Below are 17,115 nucleotides of genomic sequence, written 5' to 3'. Positions count from 1 at the left end.
ATTTATCTTCTATTTTTACTAAATGAGCAAGGTAGCAATCATTGGGTATGGAAATGTCGGCTATCATTTGGCCAACCGAATTGCCTCAAAGCGTCATGAAGTCACAATATTTTCCCGAACCCCAACGGAAGATTTTGTACTGCCCATTGATCAGTTTAATCCGGAATCATTTGAATTTATCATATTGAGTGTGCCTGATGATCTGATAAAGGATGTTTCAGATCAAATTGCTGTGTCTGAAGCCATAGTCCTTCACACATCTGGTTCAAATCCGATTGCAGATTTATCTAAGCATCCGAAACATGGCGTGATGTATCCGCTTCAAACATTCAGTAAGACAAAAGAAATTGATTTTACCTCTTTCCCGATTTTTGTGGAAGGGTCCGATGATGGCGAAAGAGAAATTTTCACGTTTGTCCGAAGCTTCAGTAATGATGTCAGACTATTGACTTCAACCAATCGTTCAAAACTTCATCTAGCCGCAGTGTTTGCATGCAATTTCAGCAATCACATGTTTCATCTTTCGGAGAAGTTGCTTTCCGAACTTGATATGTCTTTTCAAGATATCCAACCTTTGGTAGAAGAGACTTTGAAAAAAGCTATTGAGTTAAATCCGTCACAATCTCAAACAGGACCGGCAAAAAGGGAAGACGATGAAACAATCAATACTCATTTGGAAATGCTGAAAGATGAAAGGTTAAGAAGCATGTATCAGATCATTACTGACAGCATCCGTAAATCCTAGTGAATCCTATAGTCAAGAATACCATCGGGTTTTTAACTGCTAGCAGAATTCCCAACCTATTCATTATTGGACTGACTCAATTTATTACCGCATTCTACTTGCTTAATAAGTCCGTTGCTGTTCTAATCGGCCCAAATTTTCTCCTTTTCATTTTCAGTACGGGGATGATAGGAGCCGCAGGGTATATCATTAACGACTACTTTGATCAGAAGATAGACATGATCAATCGTCCTGCGAAGGTGATCATTGGAACGACTTTTCGACGCAGACTTGCTTTATTCTCACACCTTATTCTCACATTTTCAGGTATTGGCATTGGCTTTCTTATTGATCCAGCAATAGGAGCCATTCACATTTTTTCTGCAGGTGCACTTTGGACATACAGTGTAGTCATAAGAAGATGGGTTCTGCTTGGAACGCTTACCATTGCTTTCCTGGCAAGCCTTACGCTTTTGCTTGTGATGGTTTACTTCAGGGAATTTAGTTTGCTTGTCATCGCGTATGCGATGTTTGGATGCGTGACTGTTTTTATTCGTGAGAGCATTAAAGATATTATTAGCGCAAAAGGTGAAATCCAATTTGGCATTCAGTCCATCCCGATTGTTTGGGGAATCAGAGGTGCGAAAGTGATGATATATCTAGCTGGACTTGCTGGTGTTGGTATGCTAACATTCTACTTGCTGTCAATTCCCAACTGGACAGTTCGTTACTATTTTTTCGGAGTTTTAATTCTTGTTTTCTGGATGGCATATCTACTGGCCAGGGCTGATAAAATGAGTGATTTTAAATCAATCAAAATTTATGTAGACATTTTGATTGTTACTGGACTTATCAGCATGCTTCTTATCTAAAACATTTCAATGATTGCATTGGCGGTAAATCCACCAACCTTCCAGGCAATAATTCCACCAAGAATGATCGAATAGAGAAGCTTCAAAGATGTAGCCAATAAGAACCCTAAAAATGAACCAAAGCCAGATTTAAAGGCTGATCGTATTCTGTTTCCTCCATATAAGTCTCCGACTATCGCTCCTAATAATGGCCCCAGTATGATGCCAAATGGTATCGGCAGTAGCACTCCTGCTACCATACCAATCATTCCACCAATAACGCCAGCCTTGGTGCCCCCAAACTTTTTTGTGGCAGCAACAGGGAGCACATAATCTGCTACTGTTATAAGTATTCCAATAACTCCCCAAACGATAAATGAGCTAGTACTAAACTCTGTATCGTTTGCTATAGCATTGGTACAGATCATCGCTCCAAAAGATAAAACCGGACCTGGTAAAGGTGGAAGAATTGAAAATATAATACCTCCAGCAATCAGTAAAACAGAAAGAATAATGAGCAGCGCTTCCATCAAAAGTCTTTAAAAATTGAATTCTTTATTTCAGGCCATTCCGATTTGATAATGCTATAGACGACGGTATTTCTTCTGCGTTCTCCTTGAGTCGATCGATGATTTCTTAAAGTACCATCGTGCTTAGCTCCAATTTTTTCCATCGCCTTTCTTGAACGGATATTGTTCTCATCTGTTCTAAGCTCTAGCCGCTCGATTTGCATTGTCTCGAAGGCGTGTCGAAGCATTAAGTATTTCATGTGTTTGTTTATTCCGACACCTATGTATTTCTTCCCCAGCCAGGTCCAACCGATTTCAATACCATGCTCCTCCCAGTCAATGTGTCCATAGCTAGTAGCTCCTATAATTTCACCGGTTTCTTTCAGGCGTACAGAGTAAGTCATTTGCAATCCTTTCCTGCTCGCATCTAGTCTTTGTGTCATCCACTTTTCAAGAGCATCAGGATCAGTCAAATCCTCCGTATACCAAGTCCATACATCCGAGTCTGAACTAAGATTTCGCATTTCCTTGATATGATCCAAAGTGATTGGCAAAAGCTCAACTTTTTGATCAGCAAGGGTGACGTACCATTCCTTCATTTTGTTCTTTTCGCTAAAGAAATAAAATAAGTGAAATTCTGATTGATAAGCATAGTTGATGAAATAATCAGAACGATGAAATTAATTCATCAATATTGGAAAATGCCTTTTTCAGACTGAATGATTAGCTCTTTCTTTTCCGAAGCTTCAACCCTTCCAATAACCTGCGCATCCACATTGAAAGATCGCGCAATTTCTACAATCTCGTCTGCTGACTCTTCATCTACATAGATTTCCATGCGATGACCCATATTGAAGACTTTGTACATTTCTTTCCAGTCAGTTCCACTTTCTTCATGAATCATCTGAAATAAAGGTGGGACAGGAAGCATGTTATCTTTTATCACACGTAGATTGTCAACGAAGTGCAGAATCTTGGTTTGTGCTCCACCACTGCAATGTACCATTCCATGGATTTCAGTTCTTAGCTCCTTTAAGATCGACTTAATGATCGGGCCATACGTCCTTGTTGGTGAGAGTACGAGTTTCCCGGCATCCAACGGAGAACCCTCAACCAGATCGGTTAATTTTTTTGAGCCGCTGTAAACCAAGTCACGGGGAACACCTTGATCAAATGATTCCGGGTATTTCTCAGCATATACCTTGTCAAATACATCATGCCGAGCGGAAGTAAGTCCATTGCTTCCCATACCACCATTGTACTCCTTTTCATATGAAGCCTGGCCGTAAGAAGCAATCCCTACAATCAGATCTCCTGGACGAATATTTTCATTGTTGATGACATCAGCGCGTTTCATGCGTGCCGTTACAGTGCTGTCTACAATAATCGTTTTGACCAGATCTCCAACATCTGCTGTTTCCCCTCCAGTAGATTTAATGTTAATACCACTATCTCGTAGCATCTGAAGCACTTCTTCAGTCCCATTGATGATTTCAGAAATGACCTCACCAGGAATTAGATTCTTGTTTCTACCAATGGTGGATGAAAGCAGGATATTATCAGTAGAGCCAACACACAATAAATCATCCACATTCATTATGATAGCATCTTGTGCGATACCTTTCCACACGCTCACATCGCCGGTTTCTTTCCAATACAGATACGCTAGGGAAGATTTAGTTCCTGCTCCATCGGCATGCATTATGGTGCAATATTCTGGGTCACCAGATATGTCTTCCACTATTTTACAAAAGGCCTTGGGGTACAAGCCTTTGTCTATATTCTTTATTGCCGAATGAACATCCTCTTTATCAGCGGAAACTCCACGCTGAGCATACCGATCAGTCATGCTACTTTTTGTTTGCAAAGAAAAGACTTTATCAGTTTCCATTGCCAGAATCCTTGAAGAATCGATCGTATTCGTCTACAGGTTCATCTGGGGCAAGATCATCGTTGCGATCTCGAGGGTTATATCGAAGCACCTTGAACTCGGTTCTTCTGTTGCGCTGGTGAGCCTCTTCTGTTTGAGCATTTTTGATGATGAGCTGTGTTTCGCCATAGCCCTTAGCTGTAATCCGCTTGGCTTCTACTCCTTTATTGATGATGTAACTAACTGCGGATTGTGCTCTTTGAAGCGAAAGCCGCAAGTTATAATCGTCTGGTGCTCGATCATCTGTATGTGAGCCAAGCTCAATGTAGATCTCAGGATTATCGTTCATGATTTGCACCAGGCTATCAAGCACCAGAGCAGCATCTGAACGAATGTTCGCTTTGTCCAGATCATAGTAAATGTTTTCTAGAACGATAGCTTTCTCCAATACTATTGGATCCATCATAATCTTTGTTTCGAAGTTGACGTTGGTGATAAACTCCGTAAGAGTTGTTTTATCAACCGTCTTTCCTATGGTGGTAAAATCTTTCCTAACAGTGAAATAATCTGTTTTTTCTCCTAGCAAGTCGTAGTGTTCTTCAGGATATACCCTGAAGTTGAATTTGCCGTCCGCGTTGGTAAAAGCTTCATCCAAAACATCTCCATTGTCTGTTGTCAGCGAGACTTTTGTATTTGGTAAAATGATCTCCTGGCCACCATCGTCAGTAGTTACTGTGGTACCAGTAAGAAAATAATTGACTACTTTGAGATCAGGATCATCATTGATGAAGGTATAGATATCATCGTCACCTTTTCCTCCTCTTCTATTCGAGGTAAAAAAGCCTTTGGTAAGGTTAAATTGATATAGACCAAAATCATCCGCTGAAGAATTCATTGGTTTGCCTAAGTTCTCAATCGACACACGACCTCCTTCTCGCAAGGCTCTAAACATATCCAATTTACCAAACCCCGCATGTCCATCGGATGAGAAATACAAACTGCCGTCTTCACTGACATATGGAAACACATCATCACCAGCACTATTTATTTCCGGCCCAAGATTCCTTACATCCACCCATCTCCCTCTACGGTTTACTTTCGCCTGATAGAGATCCGCTCCGCCATGTCCACCTGGTCGAGTAGATGAAAAATATAGTGTAGTTCCATCTGGTGAAAAAGCGGGAGTAGAGTCCCAAGCCTCTGCTACATTTATAGATAGTGGAACTGGCTCAGACCATTTTCCATTCCGGTATCTGGTAAAAAAGAGATTCACCTCGCTGTAGCCCTTTGCTTTCCCATTATTACCTTTTGCAAAAATCATTGAAGTGCCGTCTGGAGAAATCGCTACCGAACCTTCATTGGTGTCCACATGGTTAATAATTGGATCTAATGATTTTAGCGTGCTCAAGTTGACATTGGCTCCTTTGGATGCAACACGATAAATATCTGTGAAAGGTGTTCCTGTGGCTCTGTAAATCTTGGCTACATCTCTGTTAGAAGTGAAATAGAGTACATTTCTACTGAAGACCGGCGAATACTCAGCTTTCTCGGTATTGATATCTTGTAAGTTCTTCACGCGATAGTAGCTACCATCATCTTTCAGATCATCAATCTTGCGAAGGTTTTGAATCTCCTTCTCGGCAAGAGCCTTTATTTTTAGGTCACGCGCTCGAGGCACATAATTATCTAAGACTTTCTGAGCTTCATTATATTTCTGCTCGACTTTTAATCCCTGAGCCAAGTACAGATTAGCAGCTTCTTCTGGCGTGCCTTCTTTTATAGCGGCCTGATAAAATGGGATAGATTCTACAAGTCGGTTTGACTTGCGATAAGCATCACCGACCATTATGTTTTCTTCCGGAGAATTTTTTTCTGGTGAGTCCCCAAGTTTCGATATTACTGCATCGAATTCAGCATTATTCATGCTCTTTTCAAGTGAACAACTGAAAATAAACAGGGTCAAAATAAGATATTGAATAACTCGCATACAGAAATAACGAAATTCTTTACAAGATGATTATCCGAAATTAGTTAAACCTGAAACAAGAAACGAACGAAAAGCCCTATTGAAAATATCGATTTACCCATGTGGCACTACTTTCTTTCAGCCATCGGCTTTTAAATTCTGCGATATTTTGGACCGTATTGTCAAATACCAAAGTATTGGGAGTAATAATTCGATCTTGTGCTTGAGCCTTGAGCTGATTGAATGGGTATAGGTTTATTTCATCATCCTGAAGAAATGCGACCTGACTGGTAGTCATAAATGAAACATTAAGTGCCGATTCAAGTCCTTTTATCAGATGAACAGATGCATCTATGCTACACCCACTTGCCTGGCTAAAAGATTCGTCTACTGATATAACCAAAAATTGATTGTATTCAACTGAAAAGGAAGATTTGAGATCCATCCCATGGGCACGCCACTGTGTCAGAAAAGCTTCGGTATTTGCAATTACTAATTTGACCTCTTCATCTGTCAATTTACGCTCAGCCTGGTATATCCATAGGCGAGCATTGTCTGGCATTTCTTCGAATGGAATCAACATATCAATCCAAACCTTCAGATTCTGCAATGAGTTCCGCTAAATCCTTGACTTTAACCGAATCTTCTTTCTCTTTATTTTTAACTCCATCTGCCATCATTGTCATGCAAAAAGGACAAGCTACTGCAATCGTATCCGCATTCGTTTCCAGAGCTTCTTCCGTACGCTCAATGTTCACTTCCTTATTGCCTGGTTCGGCATCTTTAAACATCTGTGCTCCTCCAGCTCCACAGCAGAGTCCTTTGGTTTTGCATCGCTTCATTTCCACTAATTCGGCGTCCAAAGCCTCAAGCACTGCTCTCGGAGCTGAGTATACATTGTTTGCCCTACCAAGAAAGCATGAATCATGATAGGTAATCTTGCGCCCTTTGAATTCTCCTCCTCCTTTGAGCTCAACTTTTCCATCATTTATTAATTCTTGCAAAAACTGCGAGTGATGAATCACATCATAATTACCACCAAGCTCCGGGTATTCATTTTTGAGCGTATTGAAACAATGAGGACATGCCGTCACAATTTTTTGGATCTCATACCCATTCAACACTTGAATATTGGCCATTGCCTGCATCTGAAAAAGAAACTCATTCCCAGCCCTTCTGGCTGGATCTCCTGTGCAAGTTTCCTCCGGACCAAGCACTGCGAACTTAGTACCTACTTTATTAAGAATTTTCACGAACGCTTTTGTCACGCTCTTATATCTATCATCGTATGAACCTGCACATCCTACCCAAAAAAGGACATCTGGTTTTTCACCTTTAGCTGCTAAATCCGCTACGGTTGGTATTTGTATTTCGCTCATTTTCCTTCTTTTAATTCATTTGACCAATTGAACCTGTCTTGCACCCCAAACTTCCATGGGGCAAAGTTTGTCTCTACATTCTGAAACATTGCGTTCCATGAATCCGGAGCTGCCGACTCTTCCATTGCAACATATCTTCTTGTCTGCAAAATGATATCCAGTGGATTGATATTAACCGGACATGCTTCTACGCAGGCATTGCAATTAGTACATGCATTGATTTCTTCTTTAGTGATATAATCACCTAACAACGACTTGCCATCATCCAGCCCATTCTTTCCAACGTCTTCTAATCTGTCCCGTGTATCCATCATTATCTTTCTGGGTGAAAGCTTCTTTCCTGTAAGGTTTGCCGGGCATTCAGATGTGCAACGACCACATTCTGTACATGAATAGGCGTCCATAAGATTTTTCCAGGTCAGATCATTTACATCTTTTGCTCCAAATCGCATACCTTCTGGTGGTGGAGTGGCATCACCATCTACCGGCATGCCTAACATGATTTTCACCTCATTGGTGATTTCATTCATATTATTCATTTTGCCTTTAGGATCTAATCTACTGTAATAGGTATTGGGGAATGCGAGAAAAATATGGAGGTGTTTTGAGTAGGTTACATAGAGTGCGAAAGCAAAGATGCCAACGATGTGAAACCACCAGGCTGCTCTTTCGATAATTACAAGTGTCCCGGCACTAAGCTGATCCATCCAACCGAACATGGAAGAACTAAAAAAGAACGAACCTGTAAATGTATAGTGATCAACTCCGCGCTGTTGCAAGACTTGATCCGCTCCATTCATAGCCAAGATGGCAACCATTAGTACAATTTCGATTATAAGGATGAGGTTTGCATCCAATGAAGGCCAACCTACCATCTCAATTTTTTTAAATCTATTAATTCTAAGGACATTCCTTCTAATGAGAAATACCACGCATGAAAAAATGACTCCAATAGCCAGAAATTCGAAAAAATTAATCAGGCCGACATAGACTCCACCTAAAATCGGGGCGGCTACTCTGTGCGTTCCAAATAATCCATCAATTACAATTTCCAGCACCTCAATATTGATGAGTACAAATCCTACATAGATCAATAGGTGTAGCAATGCAGGGATCGGACGTTTGAACATCTTCTTTTGACCGAAGGCGACCAAAATCATATTCTTAAGTCTTTCTTTTTTATTGTCGGAAAAATCTATGTCCTTGCCAAGCTTAATATTCTTAGAAATCTGTGAAATTCTGCGATAAATGAGGAATCCGAAGAATCCAGCAATGACGAGAAAGACGATTTGAGGGATATATTCCATAATGTTTAAAAAAATCTTGCTACGAACTTCAATTTAAATTTTGCCTTTTCAAAGAAATACCTAGTTTTGCCAACCCAAAATTTGGTGCTGTAGCTCAGTTGGTAGAGCATCGGACTGAAAATCCGTGAGTCGGTGGTTCGAATCCACTCAGCACCACTTTTTAATAAGCCACTCCTTACAGGATGGCTTTTTTTATGTCCTTCAAACACCAACTCTGTGAGTCGGTGGCTGGGACGCCAGCCCGGTCGAATCCACTCAGCACCACTTTTTAATAAGCCACTCCTTACAGGATGGCTTTTTTTATGTCCTTCAAACACCAACTCTGTGAGTCGGTGGCTGGGACGCCAGCCCGGTCGAATCCACTCAGCACCACTTTTTAATAAGCCACTCCTTACAGGATGGCTTTTTTTATGTCCTTCAAACACCAACTCTGTGAGTCGGTGGCTGGGACGCCAGCCCGGTCGAATCCACTCAGCACCACTTTTTAATAAGCCACTCCTTACAGGATGGCTTTTTTTATGTCCTTCAAACACCAACTCTGTGAGTCGGTGGCTGGGACGCCAGCCCGGTCGAATCCACTCAGCACCACTTTTTAATAAGCCACTCCTTACAGGATGGCTTTTTTTATGTCCTTCAAACACCAACTCTGTGAGTCGGTGGCTGGGACGCCAGCCCGGTCGAATCCACTCAGCACCACTTTTTAATAAGCCACTCCTTACAGGATGGCTTTTTTTATGTCCTTCAAACACCAACTCTGTGAGTCGGTGGCTGGGACGCCAGCCCGGTCGAATCCACTCAGAACCAATAACTAAAGATAAACCCATCCATTCATTGGAAAGGAACTTTTGTGAAAATATGTGTTGAACTGTAAGTCCTCTCACTTTGATGATTCTTTGAGTCTCGAAGATAATCCAATTCATCAATTTAGTATGCATGCATACTATTTTAGAAACTTTTTAAATTAGGGTTCGTATTTAATATACCGATCGGTATATTTGTATTATGGCGCGAAATTCAGAACATACGAAACAGTTAATAATAGATAAGGCTCTGCCAATTTTTAACACAAAAGGATATGCAGCAGCATCAATATCTGATATTACCGCTGCGACAGGAATTACCAAGGGAGCGATCTATGGAAATTTTAAAAATAAGGATGAGGTCGCGACAGCAGCTTTTGAGAAAGGAGTACAAATAGTTACTTCAGAAATTTCGAAGAGAGTTCGTGGAGCAAAGAATGCTCCAGACAAATTAAGAGCCATTATGGACTTCTATGAAGAATACATAAATAAGCCTCCAATACCGGGAGGATGCCCTGTTCTAAATTCTTCTATAGAAGCAGATGATAGTTTGCCATTCCTTCGTTCCCGTGTCATTCGGTCGATCGCACTTTTAAAGGGCTCTGTCATGAAAATGGTAAATAGAGGTATTCTTGAAGGACAGATTAAGCGAGATGTCGACGTAGAAGAGTTTACAAACTTTTTCTATTCAGTGTCGGAAGGAGTTATTTCCTTATCAAGGATTGAAGGAGACGGAAGGTCATTCGCTTTTGTTAAGAAATTCGTGTATCGCCAAATCGAAGAAATATCAGTTTAAAAAATTTATCCACCAAAATACCAATCGGTATATTATTATGGTCACACATATTGAAGTAAAAGGGGAAGATATCAGCAGACCAGCTGAACGCCCTCCAAAAACAAATTGGAAAGTAGAGCTAATTAAAAAAGGATTAGGTGTGCTCCAGCATGCATCATCAAGAAAGTCTGCTGAAATTATTTGGCATTACTTTACTTCCCCTGGAAGGGTGAGATTTACTGAGGCTCAAAAAAATATTCTAAAAACTGCTGAAACTATTCAACACAATTATCGAGGAGACATTATCAAGTCTTACAGATGGGGTCAGGAAGGCCCAAAGGTTCTCCTTTGTCATGGCTGGAGATCTAAAGCGTCTGATTTCAGACGAATGATCAATACTCTCCTAGAGAAAGGGTATCGGGTTGAGGCAATTGATATGCGCGCTCATGGAAACTCACAGGGTAAGCAGACTGCTTTACCCGAATTTAGAGATATAATTAAGCAACATATCGCTAAGAATGGGCCTTACGAGGCAATCGTGAGTCATTCCATTGGCGCTCTGGCAACTGGTATTGCTTTGAGTGAATTAGGCCCGGCACTTCACCCCAAAAACTACTTTGCAATTTCTGCTCCTCCTTATGTAAGATACTTTTTTGGTGATATTGTACGTGAGGTCGGGTGCAATGAGTCAGTTTACCATGCCATGTGCGGTTTGGTGAAGGAAAAGTATCATCAGCCTATTGATTATTTTGACTTGAGGTTGAAAACCAATCAAATGAAGAAGATCGACACTCATCTATTCTATTGCGAAGATGATCAGATCGTACCATTCTCAAAAGGTGAGGAATTGGAAAAAGCCTGGCCACATGCATCTTTTGTTCATGTCAAGGGACTCGGACATTATAAGATCATGGCTAATGATTCAATCATTAGCTATATGCTGAATGCGATGAACAAGTAGCTATTTAACACCTTTGATCCCCATCACTTCTTTGGGGCTTAGGTGACGATATTTTCCTCGTGGAAGGTTCTTTTTAGTCAATGATGAAAACATGACACGATCGAGCTTTTTTACGGTGTAGCCAAGATGTTCAAATATTCGTCGGACTATGCGGTTTCTTCCGATGTGAATCTCCAAGCCGAGAACTTTATTGTCTTCGCCAAGTATTGCCATCTCATTGACAGTTGCAGGACCATCGTCAAGTGTTACTCCATTTAGAATGCTCTCAAAGTGATCTTTAGTTATTGGTTTGTCTAGCTCCACCTGATAAATTTTCTTCACTTTATGTGAAGGGTGAGTTAGTTTCTTGGCTGTTTCGCCATCATTGGTGAATAGTAACAACCCGGTGGTCTCCTTGTCCAATCTACCTACCGGATAGATTCTCTCACTACATGCTTTGGAAACCAACTCCATCACAGTTCGTTTCGCATGTGGATCTTTTGTCGTCGTAACAAAGCCTCTCGGCTTATTCAATAGTACATATTGGTGAGTTTCGGACTTCAGCTTCTTGCCTTTATACTCAACTGCATCCATCTTCTTCACCTTGTATCCCATTTCGGTCACAACCTTTCCATTGACTTTGATCTGTCCAGCTGCTATCAAATTATCTGCTTCACGTCGTGAACAAATTCCCGCATTGGCAATGAATCGATTCAGCCGAATCTCTGCAGGCTTGGTTATTTCCTTTTTGTTAGGTCGTTTCATGAATTTCGGTCACCCAAAGTTATTCTTTCTCTTCACCAATTGTGTTCTCTTCAGAACTGAAGTCTTTTGGTGTTGGGAGCTCCTTAAGATCGTTGATTCCAAAGTAATCCATAAATTTTTGGCTTGTTCCATATAGAATTGGACGGCCTACACCTTCTGATTTACCTTTAATCTCGACTAATTCCTTTTCAAGTAGTTTCTGAATGGAGTAATCGCAGCTCACTCCTCTGATTTGCTCTGCTTCGCTTTTTGTGATTGGTTGTTTGTAAGCAATTATTGATAGTGTCTCCAAGGCTGAGTTGGAAAGTCTTTTCTTGGATTGTTGTTTGAGCAAAATTCCTATACTCGCCTGATATGCAGGCTTGGTTAGAAATTGATATCCTCCTCCAGATTTTACCAATTCCATAGCAAAATCCTCACTTTTGAATTTCTCTTTTATTGTGCTAAGTCCGGCGACTATGTCATCACCTGGTACATCGGCATCAAACATCTCCTTCAGACAATCTTGAATTTCTTCCTCGGTAATTGGTTTTGGAGAACAAAAAACAAGGGCTTGGATATGATTAGCCAGGTAATCCATTATGACTGCCTGTTCAGCTTAGCATCTATGCTTTGTGTTGTATGAGGAACTGCTTTTAGTCTTTCTTTGGAAATCAATTTTCCAGTATCTACGCAGATTCCATAGGTGCCATTCTTAATTCTTATTAGCGCATTTTCCAGATTATTAATAAACTTTTGCTGACGTCCTGCAAGTTGACTTAAATGCTCTTTTTCGGCCGTGTCGGCTCCATCTTCTAATGTTTTCACTGAGGAAAAGCTATCTCCACTATCGTCAGATTCGCGTGTAAGTGAGCTTTTAAGTGTATTGAGCTCTTCTTTAGCCTTTTCAAGTTTTTGAAGAATTAAATCTTCAAACTCTTTAAGTTCTTCATCGGAGTATCTGGTTTTTTCGCTCATATTAGGTGAAGTTTATAGTTCTAACAACGTAAAAAACAAGCGAAAATACTCAGGAAGATGCACAAAAAATAATTGGATAAATCCAAATTCTTTTATCACACTAGAAATCTCTTCCTACAACTACCGTTTCCTTAATTATTTCAGAATTTCCGCTACTATCATATATTTCAAATATGATCAGATGGTAACCCATTCGTGCAACATTTCCATCATTGGTGTCTCCATCCCATCTCAAAAAGCCACTTGTGGACAGTAAAACGCCTTGTGCAAGATTTTTTACTAATCTTCCCGTCTGATCATAAATGTTAACGTTGGCAAACTGTCCAGGTTGATCGAATTGATAATTGATAGTGGTGAAATCACGTCCAGAACCTGTATTACCTGGGATAAACACCTCCGGGCTAGCTACTACTTTTCCGACAGGTTGATTAGTGCTGAATGATTGAGAGTTTTGATAGCCTGGTGTTGCAAATCCTTCTGTGCTGCTAGCAGATCGCCAGTTGTCGCCATTGTTGGTAGCTTCTTCAAAGGAGACTCTCTCCAAGGAAACTCCGTCCACGCTTTCCAATAGATTGTAATGGTAATCTTCGGTATAATCGAAAGTTTCTGCAACGATTTCAGCTTGATCTATCAGCAGCACTGAGCCTTCATCATTCGCGTAGGTCGGCATAGTCGGTACTTCGAAGAATTTGGTAGACTGACCACCTGGGTAGTTTGTGAGTAGAATATTAATGTCTGTGGTGAAAACCAGATAATCGAACGGGTTAATTACTAACTCACCCGATGTGATCAAGTCTATATCATCAATGTCACCTTCATTATCCAAATTACCGAGTTTCCAATTTTTAAGGCTGATGTATTTTTCTGAATCATTGTAAACTTCAACAAAATCTACTCCGTTGGATCGTGGGTTAAATAGCACCTCACTTAACTTTATGTCCTCAGCTTCCGCTTGCACAGGAAGTGCAAATTCCACATCTCCCTGTCCAATTTCATTGCCCGAGCAATCTCTGAGATTTTCTATTGTAAGCGTATATGGGACACTTTCCTCTAGCTCTGATGCAAGTTTTAAGAAGATGGCTGATGGGTTATCAATTTCAAAATCAATCTGACTAACCGCAATATTCGGGTCAAGTGTGGCTACGGCAATTTCAGTGCTGGCAGGATCTAACTTCTCACTGAAGTTTACCTGAACTAAAGCTGCTTCTATTGCAATAGCAGATATGATCTCTGGTCCAAAATTGTCCGGAATGATTTCTGAAACAGAATTAACATTTCCCGGAGTTCCTCCTTTGTTATCCTGAGAGCTTGTCCAGTTAGTATTATCTTCTAAACATGGATTGGTGATATCAATCATTTCCAGGCTATACCCTCCGCTCGCTTTGTCTTCATCATGCCAGTCAGGATCATACTTGAATGAAAAGATCAAATTATTATTCAATGAAAACATGAGCTGTTCGCCACCATTATTTAGTGAAGGAAAACTGGAAACGCCGATTGCATTCGTTTGGAACTCTGTCGCTGCGTTAGTAGATGTCAGGACGTAATATTCGCCTGGGTTTAACATACGTGCAGGAAGACTCACCGTAGTGCTTGCATCGGTAAGACTAATGCCCTCAATTGAGAGTATGTCTGATGTGGAATTGTAAACTTCTATAAATTCTTGATTTGGCAGCTCTACTTGAGGATCTGGATCAAACATGATCTCCGTGATGATCAACTCATTAAAGTCTGGGGATCTTCCCACACCAAATGTTATAGTGGTTTCTTCGATTACATTTCCTGCACAGTCGGTGACATCCGAAATCGTCAAATCATACAGAACACCGGCTTCAATCGTTTCATTAAACGAAAGAGTAACAGAAGTTGGGAAGGCGCCGATAACGCCAACTTCATCAATAGTAATGCCATTTGAAACTGAATAAGATCCGGCAGACAAACTAGCGGCATCCATTACTTCGGAAAAGTTGACGGTTAGGTTTGAATCAAAATTGTAGGATTGCAAGGTTGGTGCCTCCGTATCTGGCGTGTCATCAAATACCGAATTTTGATTCCCCGGCGTGCTCCCAGAGACATCCACAGACGGAACATAACTATTGAGCGATAAACATGGATCATTCGGGTTTATCAGTTCCAAAGACACCCCATCATCCTGTTGCTCTTGATAAGCTAAAAAAGCTATCTGCACATCTGAAGCGTTTGTGATTTCGATCTGATCATCGGCATTGTTGAGTGTCAAGCTTGCAATCGTCAGTGCGTTTCCGAAAGTTGAGTAATCGAGACTTGCATCGTTATCATAGATTATTAGATATTCTCCAGGTCTTATGACAAAAGCTGGCAAATCCTCCGATGCTGAGGATTCGTCGCTGATATTCCACCCAGCCATACTAATGAACTTGTCAGAAGTATTTAGTAGTTCGATGAAATCATCATTGTCGTTTACCGGATTAGATAGAAACTCATTTATGATAATATCTCCAGCAACCGCCTCTTCGGTTTCGATGTATTCAAATTGCTCAGTATCTGAAGTAACATTTCCGGATAAATCTTCTACTCCATCTACAGATAATGTTCTGATTTCTCCCGAAATAAGTGGATCTACTACTAATTGTACTTGTTGTTGATCTACGTCGAGTGTCGCAGACACTACGGAAATTCCTCCATCGACAGTGTAATTAGCTGAATTTTCGGCTGATGTCTCTTCAATTAGTTCGTCAAATAATACGCTTAGCTCCGTATTGGAAACGACTGTTACTGATTGGATGGTGGGGGGAGTGGTGTCAGGTGTGTCATCAAAGATGGAATTTTGTTCCTCTGGAGTTCCTCCATCCGGATCGATACTCAGGCCATAGTTGTTCTCCGAATAGTCTGGTCCGTTGGGATTGATTAATTCGGTAGAAGTGCCTCCGTTTGATCCTTCAAAAGAAATTGAATGGATAGTTGTGGCATTATCATCTAGTAGAATAATATCATCAGCTGATGAATTGTTTAAACTTAAAGTGGTTATTGGAATGACTTCTGTGAATACTACAAAATCTCCAATATCATCATCTTCTACAACCAAGACATATGAATCTGGAGCTAATGTATAAATGGGTAGATTTTGACCATCTAGTGTCCAGTTTTCTAGATTGAAATACTTACTGGATCGATTGTATAACTCAACATATTCTGCATCCGGGAGTGTTGTCACAACTGGATTAGGATCTGGCATAAATTCATTGATCACTACATCAAATTCAACAGCCTCTTCAAATACCAGATACTCAAAAGTTTCCTGACTATTGGTAGCGATGGGATTGCTATTCACATCCTCAACGTTGTTAATTGTGATCGTATAGGTTGTTCCGTTTGATAGTGCATCTGTAGTTAAATGAACCAAAGAATTATCTGCGTCAAGCACAGCATTGGTAACAGATATTTCTCCATCAATTGCGTAATTGGAAATGTTTTGAGATGTCGTTGGATCAACGTCTTCATTGAATTGAACATCCACTTCTGTGTCTGAGATGGCTGTTACAGATTGGATGTTGGGTGGTGTTGTATCCGCGATAGGTGTTAATGTTGTGGCAAAATCATCAAAATAAAATCCATTATCTCGAGTGTTTGCTGTATACCTTATTTGTACTCCAAAAGAGGTAGAAGAATTGTAGGTATTATCTGTTGCAGTTCCTTGGCTTATCGTATTAACTTCTAATTCCCACAGTCCCAATTCGGACCTTTTCACCACAACATTAATATATGCTTGTGAAGTTAGCTCTTGTACTGTTCCAGATAATGGAATCTCAGTTGATGTTCCTGCATCTTGCCTGTAAAGTCTCACTTCGTTTACGTCCGAATCTGGATATCTTAGCTCAACATAATATCCATTAAGATCTCCATTTAAATCAGAAGAAGTACTCATTAGATATACCCTTGATGTATTATTAGAATTCGTAGATGCTGAGCCTGGCTGAGAAAAAGATAACCTCATCCTAAAGGCCCATTCAGCAGTTGAAGAAGAAAGATCCAGAACATCTGATGTACTTAAGTAAGACATTCTTGTACCAGAGCCAGAATTAAGATCTTGACTTCTTAATTGATTATCAGCCTCCACTATATCAAATGCATCATCAGTCCCTGCTGAGCTGGTTCCAGTCCACACAGGATTAGCAGTGAAATCACCATCATTAAAATCATCCGTTACTTGACCCATTAGGCTCAAGCTCAGCGTAAACAAAATTAGAATTATAGCACCTTTCATAATTCAACTTTATAGTCTACGGTAAAGGT

Annotated in this window: 16 protein-coding genes and 1 tRNA gene; 6 read left to right on the top strand and 11 right to left on the bottom strand. The window is 40.5% G+C overall.

All coding sequences use genetic code 11. The features are described 5' to 3' along the window. The first annotated feature begins 22 nt into the window (after nt 1-22). Both ACL8WY_RS11440 and ACL8WY_RS11435 read left to right on the top strand, forming a co-directional pair. Entirely contained in the window at nt 23-745 is a 723-nt protein-coding gene (locus ACL8WY_RS11440; RefSeq protein WP_436514868.1) for a Rossmann-like and DUF2520 domain-containing protein, read from the top strand. After that, entirely contained in the window at nt 745-1,596 is an 852-nt protein-coding gene (locus ACL8WY_RS11435) for a geranylgeranylglycerol-phosphate geranylgeranyltransferase (RefSeq protein ID WP_436514867.1), read from the top strand. The genes ACL8WY_RS11440 and ACL8WY_RS11435 overlap by 1 nt, the downstream gene beginning before the upstream one ends. On the opposite strand, the gene ACL8WY_RS11430 is transcribed toward ACL8WY_RS11435, so the two are convergent. From ACL8WY_RS11430 to ACL8WY_RS11400, 7 genes are all read right to left on the bottom strand, one after another. Next, nucleotides 1,593-2,105 carry a DUF456 domain-containing protein gene (locus tag ACL8WY_RS11430; protein ID WP_436514866.1) on the bottom strand — a complete coding sequence of 171 codons (513 nt, stop codon included), beginning with the start codon at nt 2,103-2,105 and terminating at the stop codon, nt 1,593-1,595. The genes ACL8WY_RS11435 and ACL8WY_RS11430 overlap by 4 nt on opposite strands. Further along, entirely contained in the window at nt 2,105-2,683 is a 579-nt protein-coding gene (locus ACL8WY_RS11425; RefSeq protein ID WP_436514865.1) for a GNAT family N-acetyltransferase, read from the bottom strand. The genes ACL8WY_RS11430 and ACL8WY_RS11425 overlap by 1 nt, the downstream gene beginning before the upstream one ends. A gap of 89 nt (nt 2,684-2,772) precedes the next feature. Further along, the gene (locus tag ACL8WY_RS11420; protein WP_436514864.1) at nt 2,773-3,933 is read right to left on the bottom strand and encodes an AIR synthase related protein; all 1,161 of its coding nucleotides are present in this window, start codon (nt 3,931-3,933) and stop codon (nt 2,773-2,775) included. A gap of 31 nt (nt 3,934-3,964) precedes the next feature. After that, entirely contained in the window at nt 3,965-5,878 is a 1,914-nt protein-coding gene (locus tag ACL8WY_RS11415) for an OmpA family protein (protein WP_436514863.1), read from the bottom strand. 139 nt (nt 5,879-6,017) lie between these two features. Then, nucleotides 6,018-6,530: a hypothetical protein gene (locus ACL8WY_RS11410; protein WP_436514862.1), complete on the bottom strand. Its 513-nt coding sequence runs from the start codon at nt 6,528-6,530 to the stop codon at nt 6,018-6,020. Continuing rightward, nucleotides 6,505-7,299 (bottom strand): (Fe-S)-binding protein, encoded by a 795-nt coding sequence (locus ACL8WY_RS11405; RefSeq protein ID WP_436514861.1) that lies wholly within the window; start codon nt 7,297-7,299, stop codon nt 6,505-6,507. The genes ACL8WY_RS11410 and ACL8WY_RS11405 overlap by 26 nt, the downstream gene beginning before the upstream one ends. Continuing rightward, complete coding sequence (locus ACL8WY_RS11400) at nt 7,296-8,606, bottom strand: 4Fe-4S dicluster domain-containing protein (RefSeq protein WP_436514860.1); 1,311 nt, start codon at nt 8,604-8,606, stop codon at nt 7,296-7,298. The genes ACL8WY_RS11405 and ACL8WY_RS11400 overlap by 4 nt, the downstream gene beginning before the upstream one ends. A gap of 83 nt (nt 8,607-8,689) precedes the next feature. Here ACL8WY_RS11400 and ACL8WY_RS11395 point away from each other — a divergent pair. From ACL8WY_RS11395 to ACL8WY_RS11380, 4 genes are all read left to right on the top strand, one after another. Continuing rightward, nucleotides 8,690-8,762 (top strand) — tRNA-Phe (locus ACL8WY_RS11395). Continuing rightward, nucleotides 8,739-9,470: a hypothetical protein gene (locus tag ACL8WY_RS11390; protein ID WP_436514859.1), complete on the top strand. Its 732-nt coding sequence runs from the start codon at nt 8,739-8,741 to the stop codon at nt 9,468-9,470. Before ACL8WY_RS11395 ends, ACL8WY_RS11390 begins: the two co-directional genes overlap by 24 nt. 138 nt (nt 9,471-9,608) lie before the next feature. Further along, a complete protein-coding gene (locus tag ACL8WY_RS11385) occupies nt 9,609-10,202 on the top strand; it encodes a TetR/AcrR family transcriptional regulator (RefSeq protein ID WP_436514858.1) in 594 nt (197 codons plus the stop codon). Nucleotides 10,203-10,239: 37 nt separating this feature from the next. Further along, nucleotides 10,240-11,142, top strand: a complete 903-nt coding sequence (locus ACL8WY_RS11380; protein ID WP_436514857.1) for an alpha/beta fold hydrolase — start codon at nt 10,240-10,242, stop codon at nt 11,140-11,142. On the opposite strand, the gene ACL8WY_RS11375 is transcribed toward ACL8WY_RS11380, so the two are convergent. The 4 genes from ACL8WY_RS11375 to ACL8WY_RS11360 form a co-directional block, all read right to left on the bottom strand. Further along, nucleotides 11,143-11,886: a pseudouridine synthase gene (locus tag ACL8WY_RS11375; RefSeq protein ID WP_436514856.1), complete on the bottom strand. Its 744-nt coding sequence runs from the start codon at nt 11,884-11,886 to the stop codon at nt 11,143-11,145. A gap of 19 nt (nt 11,887-11,905) precedes the next feature. Continuing rightward, nucleotides 11,906-12,466 carry an SMC-Scp complex subunit ScpB gene (gene scpB / locus ACL8WY_RS11370; RefSeq protein ID WP_436514855.1) on the bottom strand — a complete coding sequence of 187 codons (561 nt, stop codon included), beginning with the start codon at nt 12,464-12,466 and terminating at the stop codon, nt 11,906-11,908. After that, nucleotides 12,466-12,843, bottom strand: a complete 378-nt coding sequence (locus tag ACL8WY_RS11365; protein WP_436514854.1) for a TraR/DksA family transcriptional regulator — start codon at nt 12,841-12,843, stop codon at nt 12,466-12,468. Before ACL8WY_RS11365 ends, scpB begins: the two co-directional genes overlap by 1 nt. A gap of 100 nt (nt 12,844-12,943) precedes the next feature. Beyond that, nucleotides 12,944-17,038 carry a lamin tail domain-containing protein gene (locus ACL8WY_RS11360; protein WP_436514853.1) on the bottom strand — a complete coding sequence of 1,365 codons (4,095 nt, stop codon included), beginning with the start codon at nt 17,036-17,038 and terminating at the stop codon, nt 12,944-12,946. Between the last annotated feature and the right edge of the window lie 77 nt (nt 17,039-17,115).

It is taken from the genome of Ekhidna algicida (assembly GCF_051379705.1).
Lineage (GTDB): Bacteria > Bacteroidota > Bacteroidia > Cytophagales > Cyclobacteriaceae > Ekhidna.
This window is presented reverse-complemented; position numbering and strand designations above follow the sequence as displayed.

Bases quoted from the DNA above. Each gene is read 5' to 3' on its own strand.
- ACL8WY_RS11385 (WP_436514858.1), top strand. From the start codon at position 9,609: ATGGCGCGAAATTCAGAACATACGAAACAGTTAATAATAGATAAGGCT.
- ACL8WY_RS11375 (WP_436514856.1), bottom strand. From the start codon at position 11,886: ATGAAACGACCTAACAAAAAGGAAATAACCAAGCCTGCAGAGATTCGG.
- ACL8WY_RS11420 (WP_436514864.1), bottom strand. From the start codon at position 3,933: ATGACTGATCGGTATGCTCAGCGTGGAGTTTCCGCTGATAAAGAGGAT.
- ACL8WY_RS11380 (WP_436514857.1), top strand. From the start codon at position 10,240: ATGGTCACACATATTGAAGTAAAAGGGGAAGATATCAGCAGACCAGCT.
- ACL8WY_RS11360 (WP_436514853.1), bottom strand. From the start codon at position 17,038: ATGGGTCAAGTAACGGATGATTTTAATGATGGTGATTTCACTGCTAAT.
- scpB (WP_436514855.1), bottom strand. From the start codon at position 12,466: ATGGATTACCTGGCTAATCATATCCAAGCCCTTGTTTTTTGTTCTCCA.
- ACL8WY_RS11440 (WP_436514868.1), top strand. From the start codon at position 23: ATGAGCAAGGTAGCAATCATTGGGTATGGAAATGTCGGCTATCATTTG.
- ACL8WY_RS11365 (WP_436514854.1), bottom strand. From the start codon at position 12,843: ATGAGCGAAAAAACCAGATACTCCGATGAAGAACTTAAAGAGTTTGAA.
- ACL8WY_RS11430 (WP_436514866.1), bottom strand. From the start codon at position 2,105: ATGGAAGCGCTGCTCATTATTCTTTCTGTTTTACTGATTGCTGGAGGT.
- ACL8WY_RS11405 (WP_436514861.1), bottom strand. From the start codon at position 7,299: ATGAGCGAAATACAAATACCAACCGTAGCGGATTTAGCAGCTAAAGGT.
- ACL8WY_RS11425 (WP_436514865.1), bottom strand. From the start codon at position 2,683: ATGAAGGAATGGTACGTCACCCTTGCTGATCAAAAAGTTGAGCTTTTG.
- ACL8WY_RS11415 (WP_436514863.1), bottom strand. From the start codon at position 5,878: ATGAATAATGCTGAATTCGATGCAGTAATATCGAAACTTGGGGACTCA.
- ACL8WY_RS11400 (WP_436514860.1), bottom strand. From the start codon at position 8,606: ATGGAATATATCCCTCAAATCGTCTTTCTCGTCATTGCTGGATTCTTC.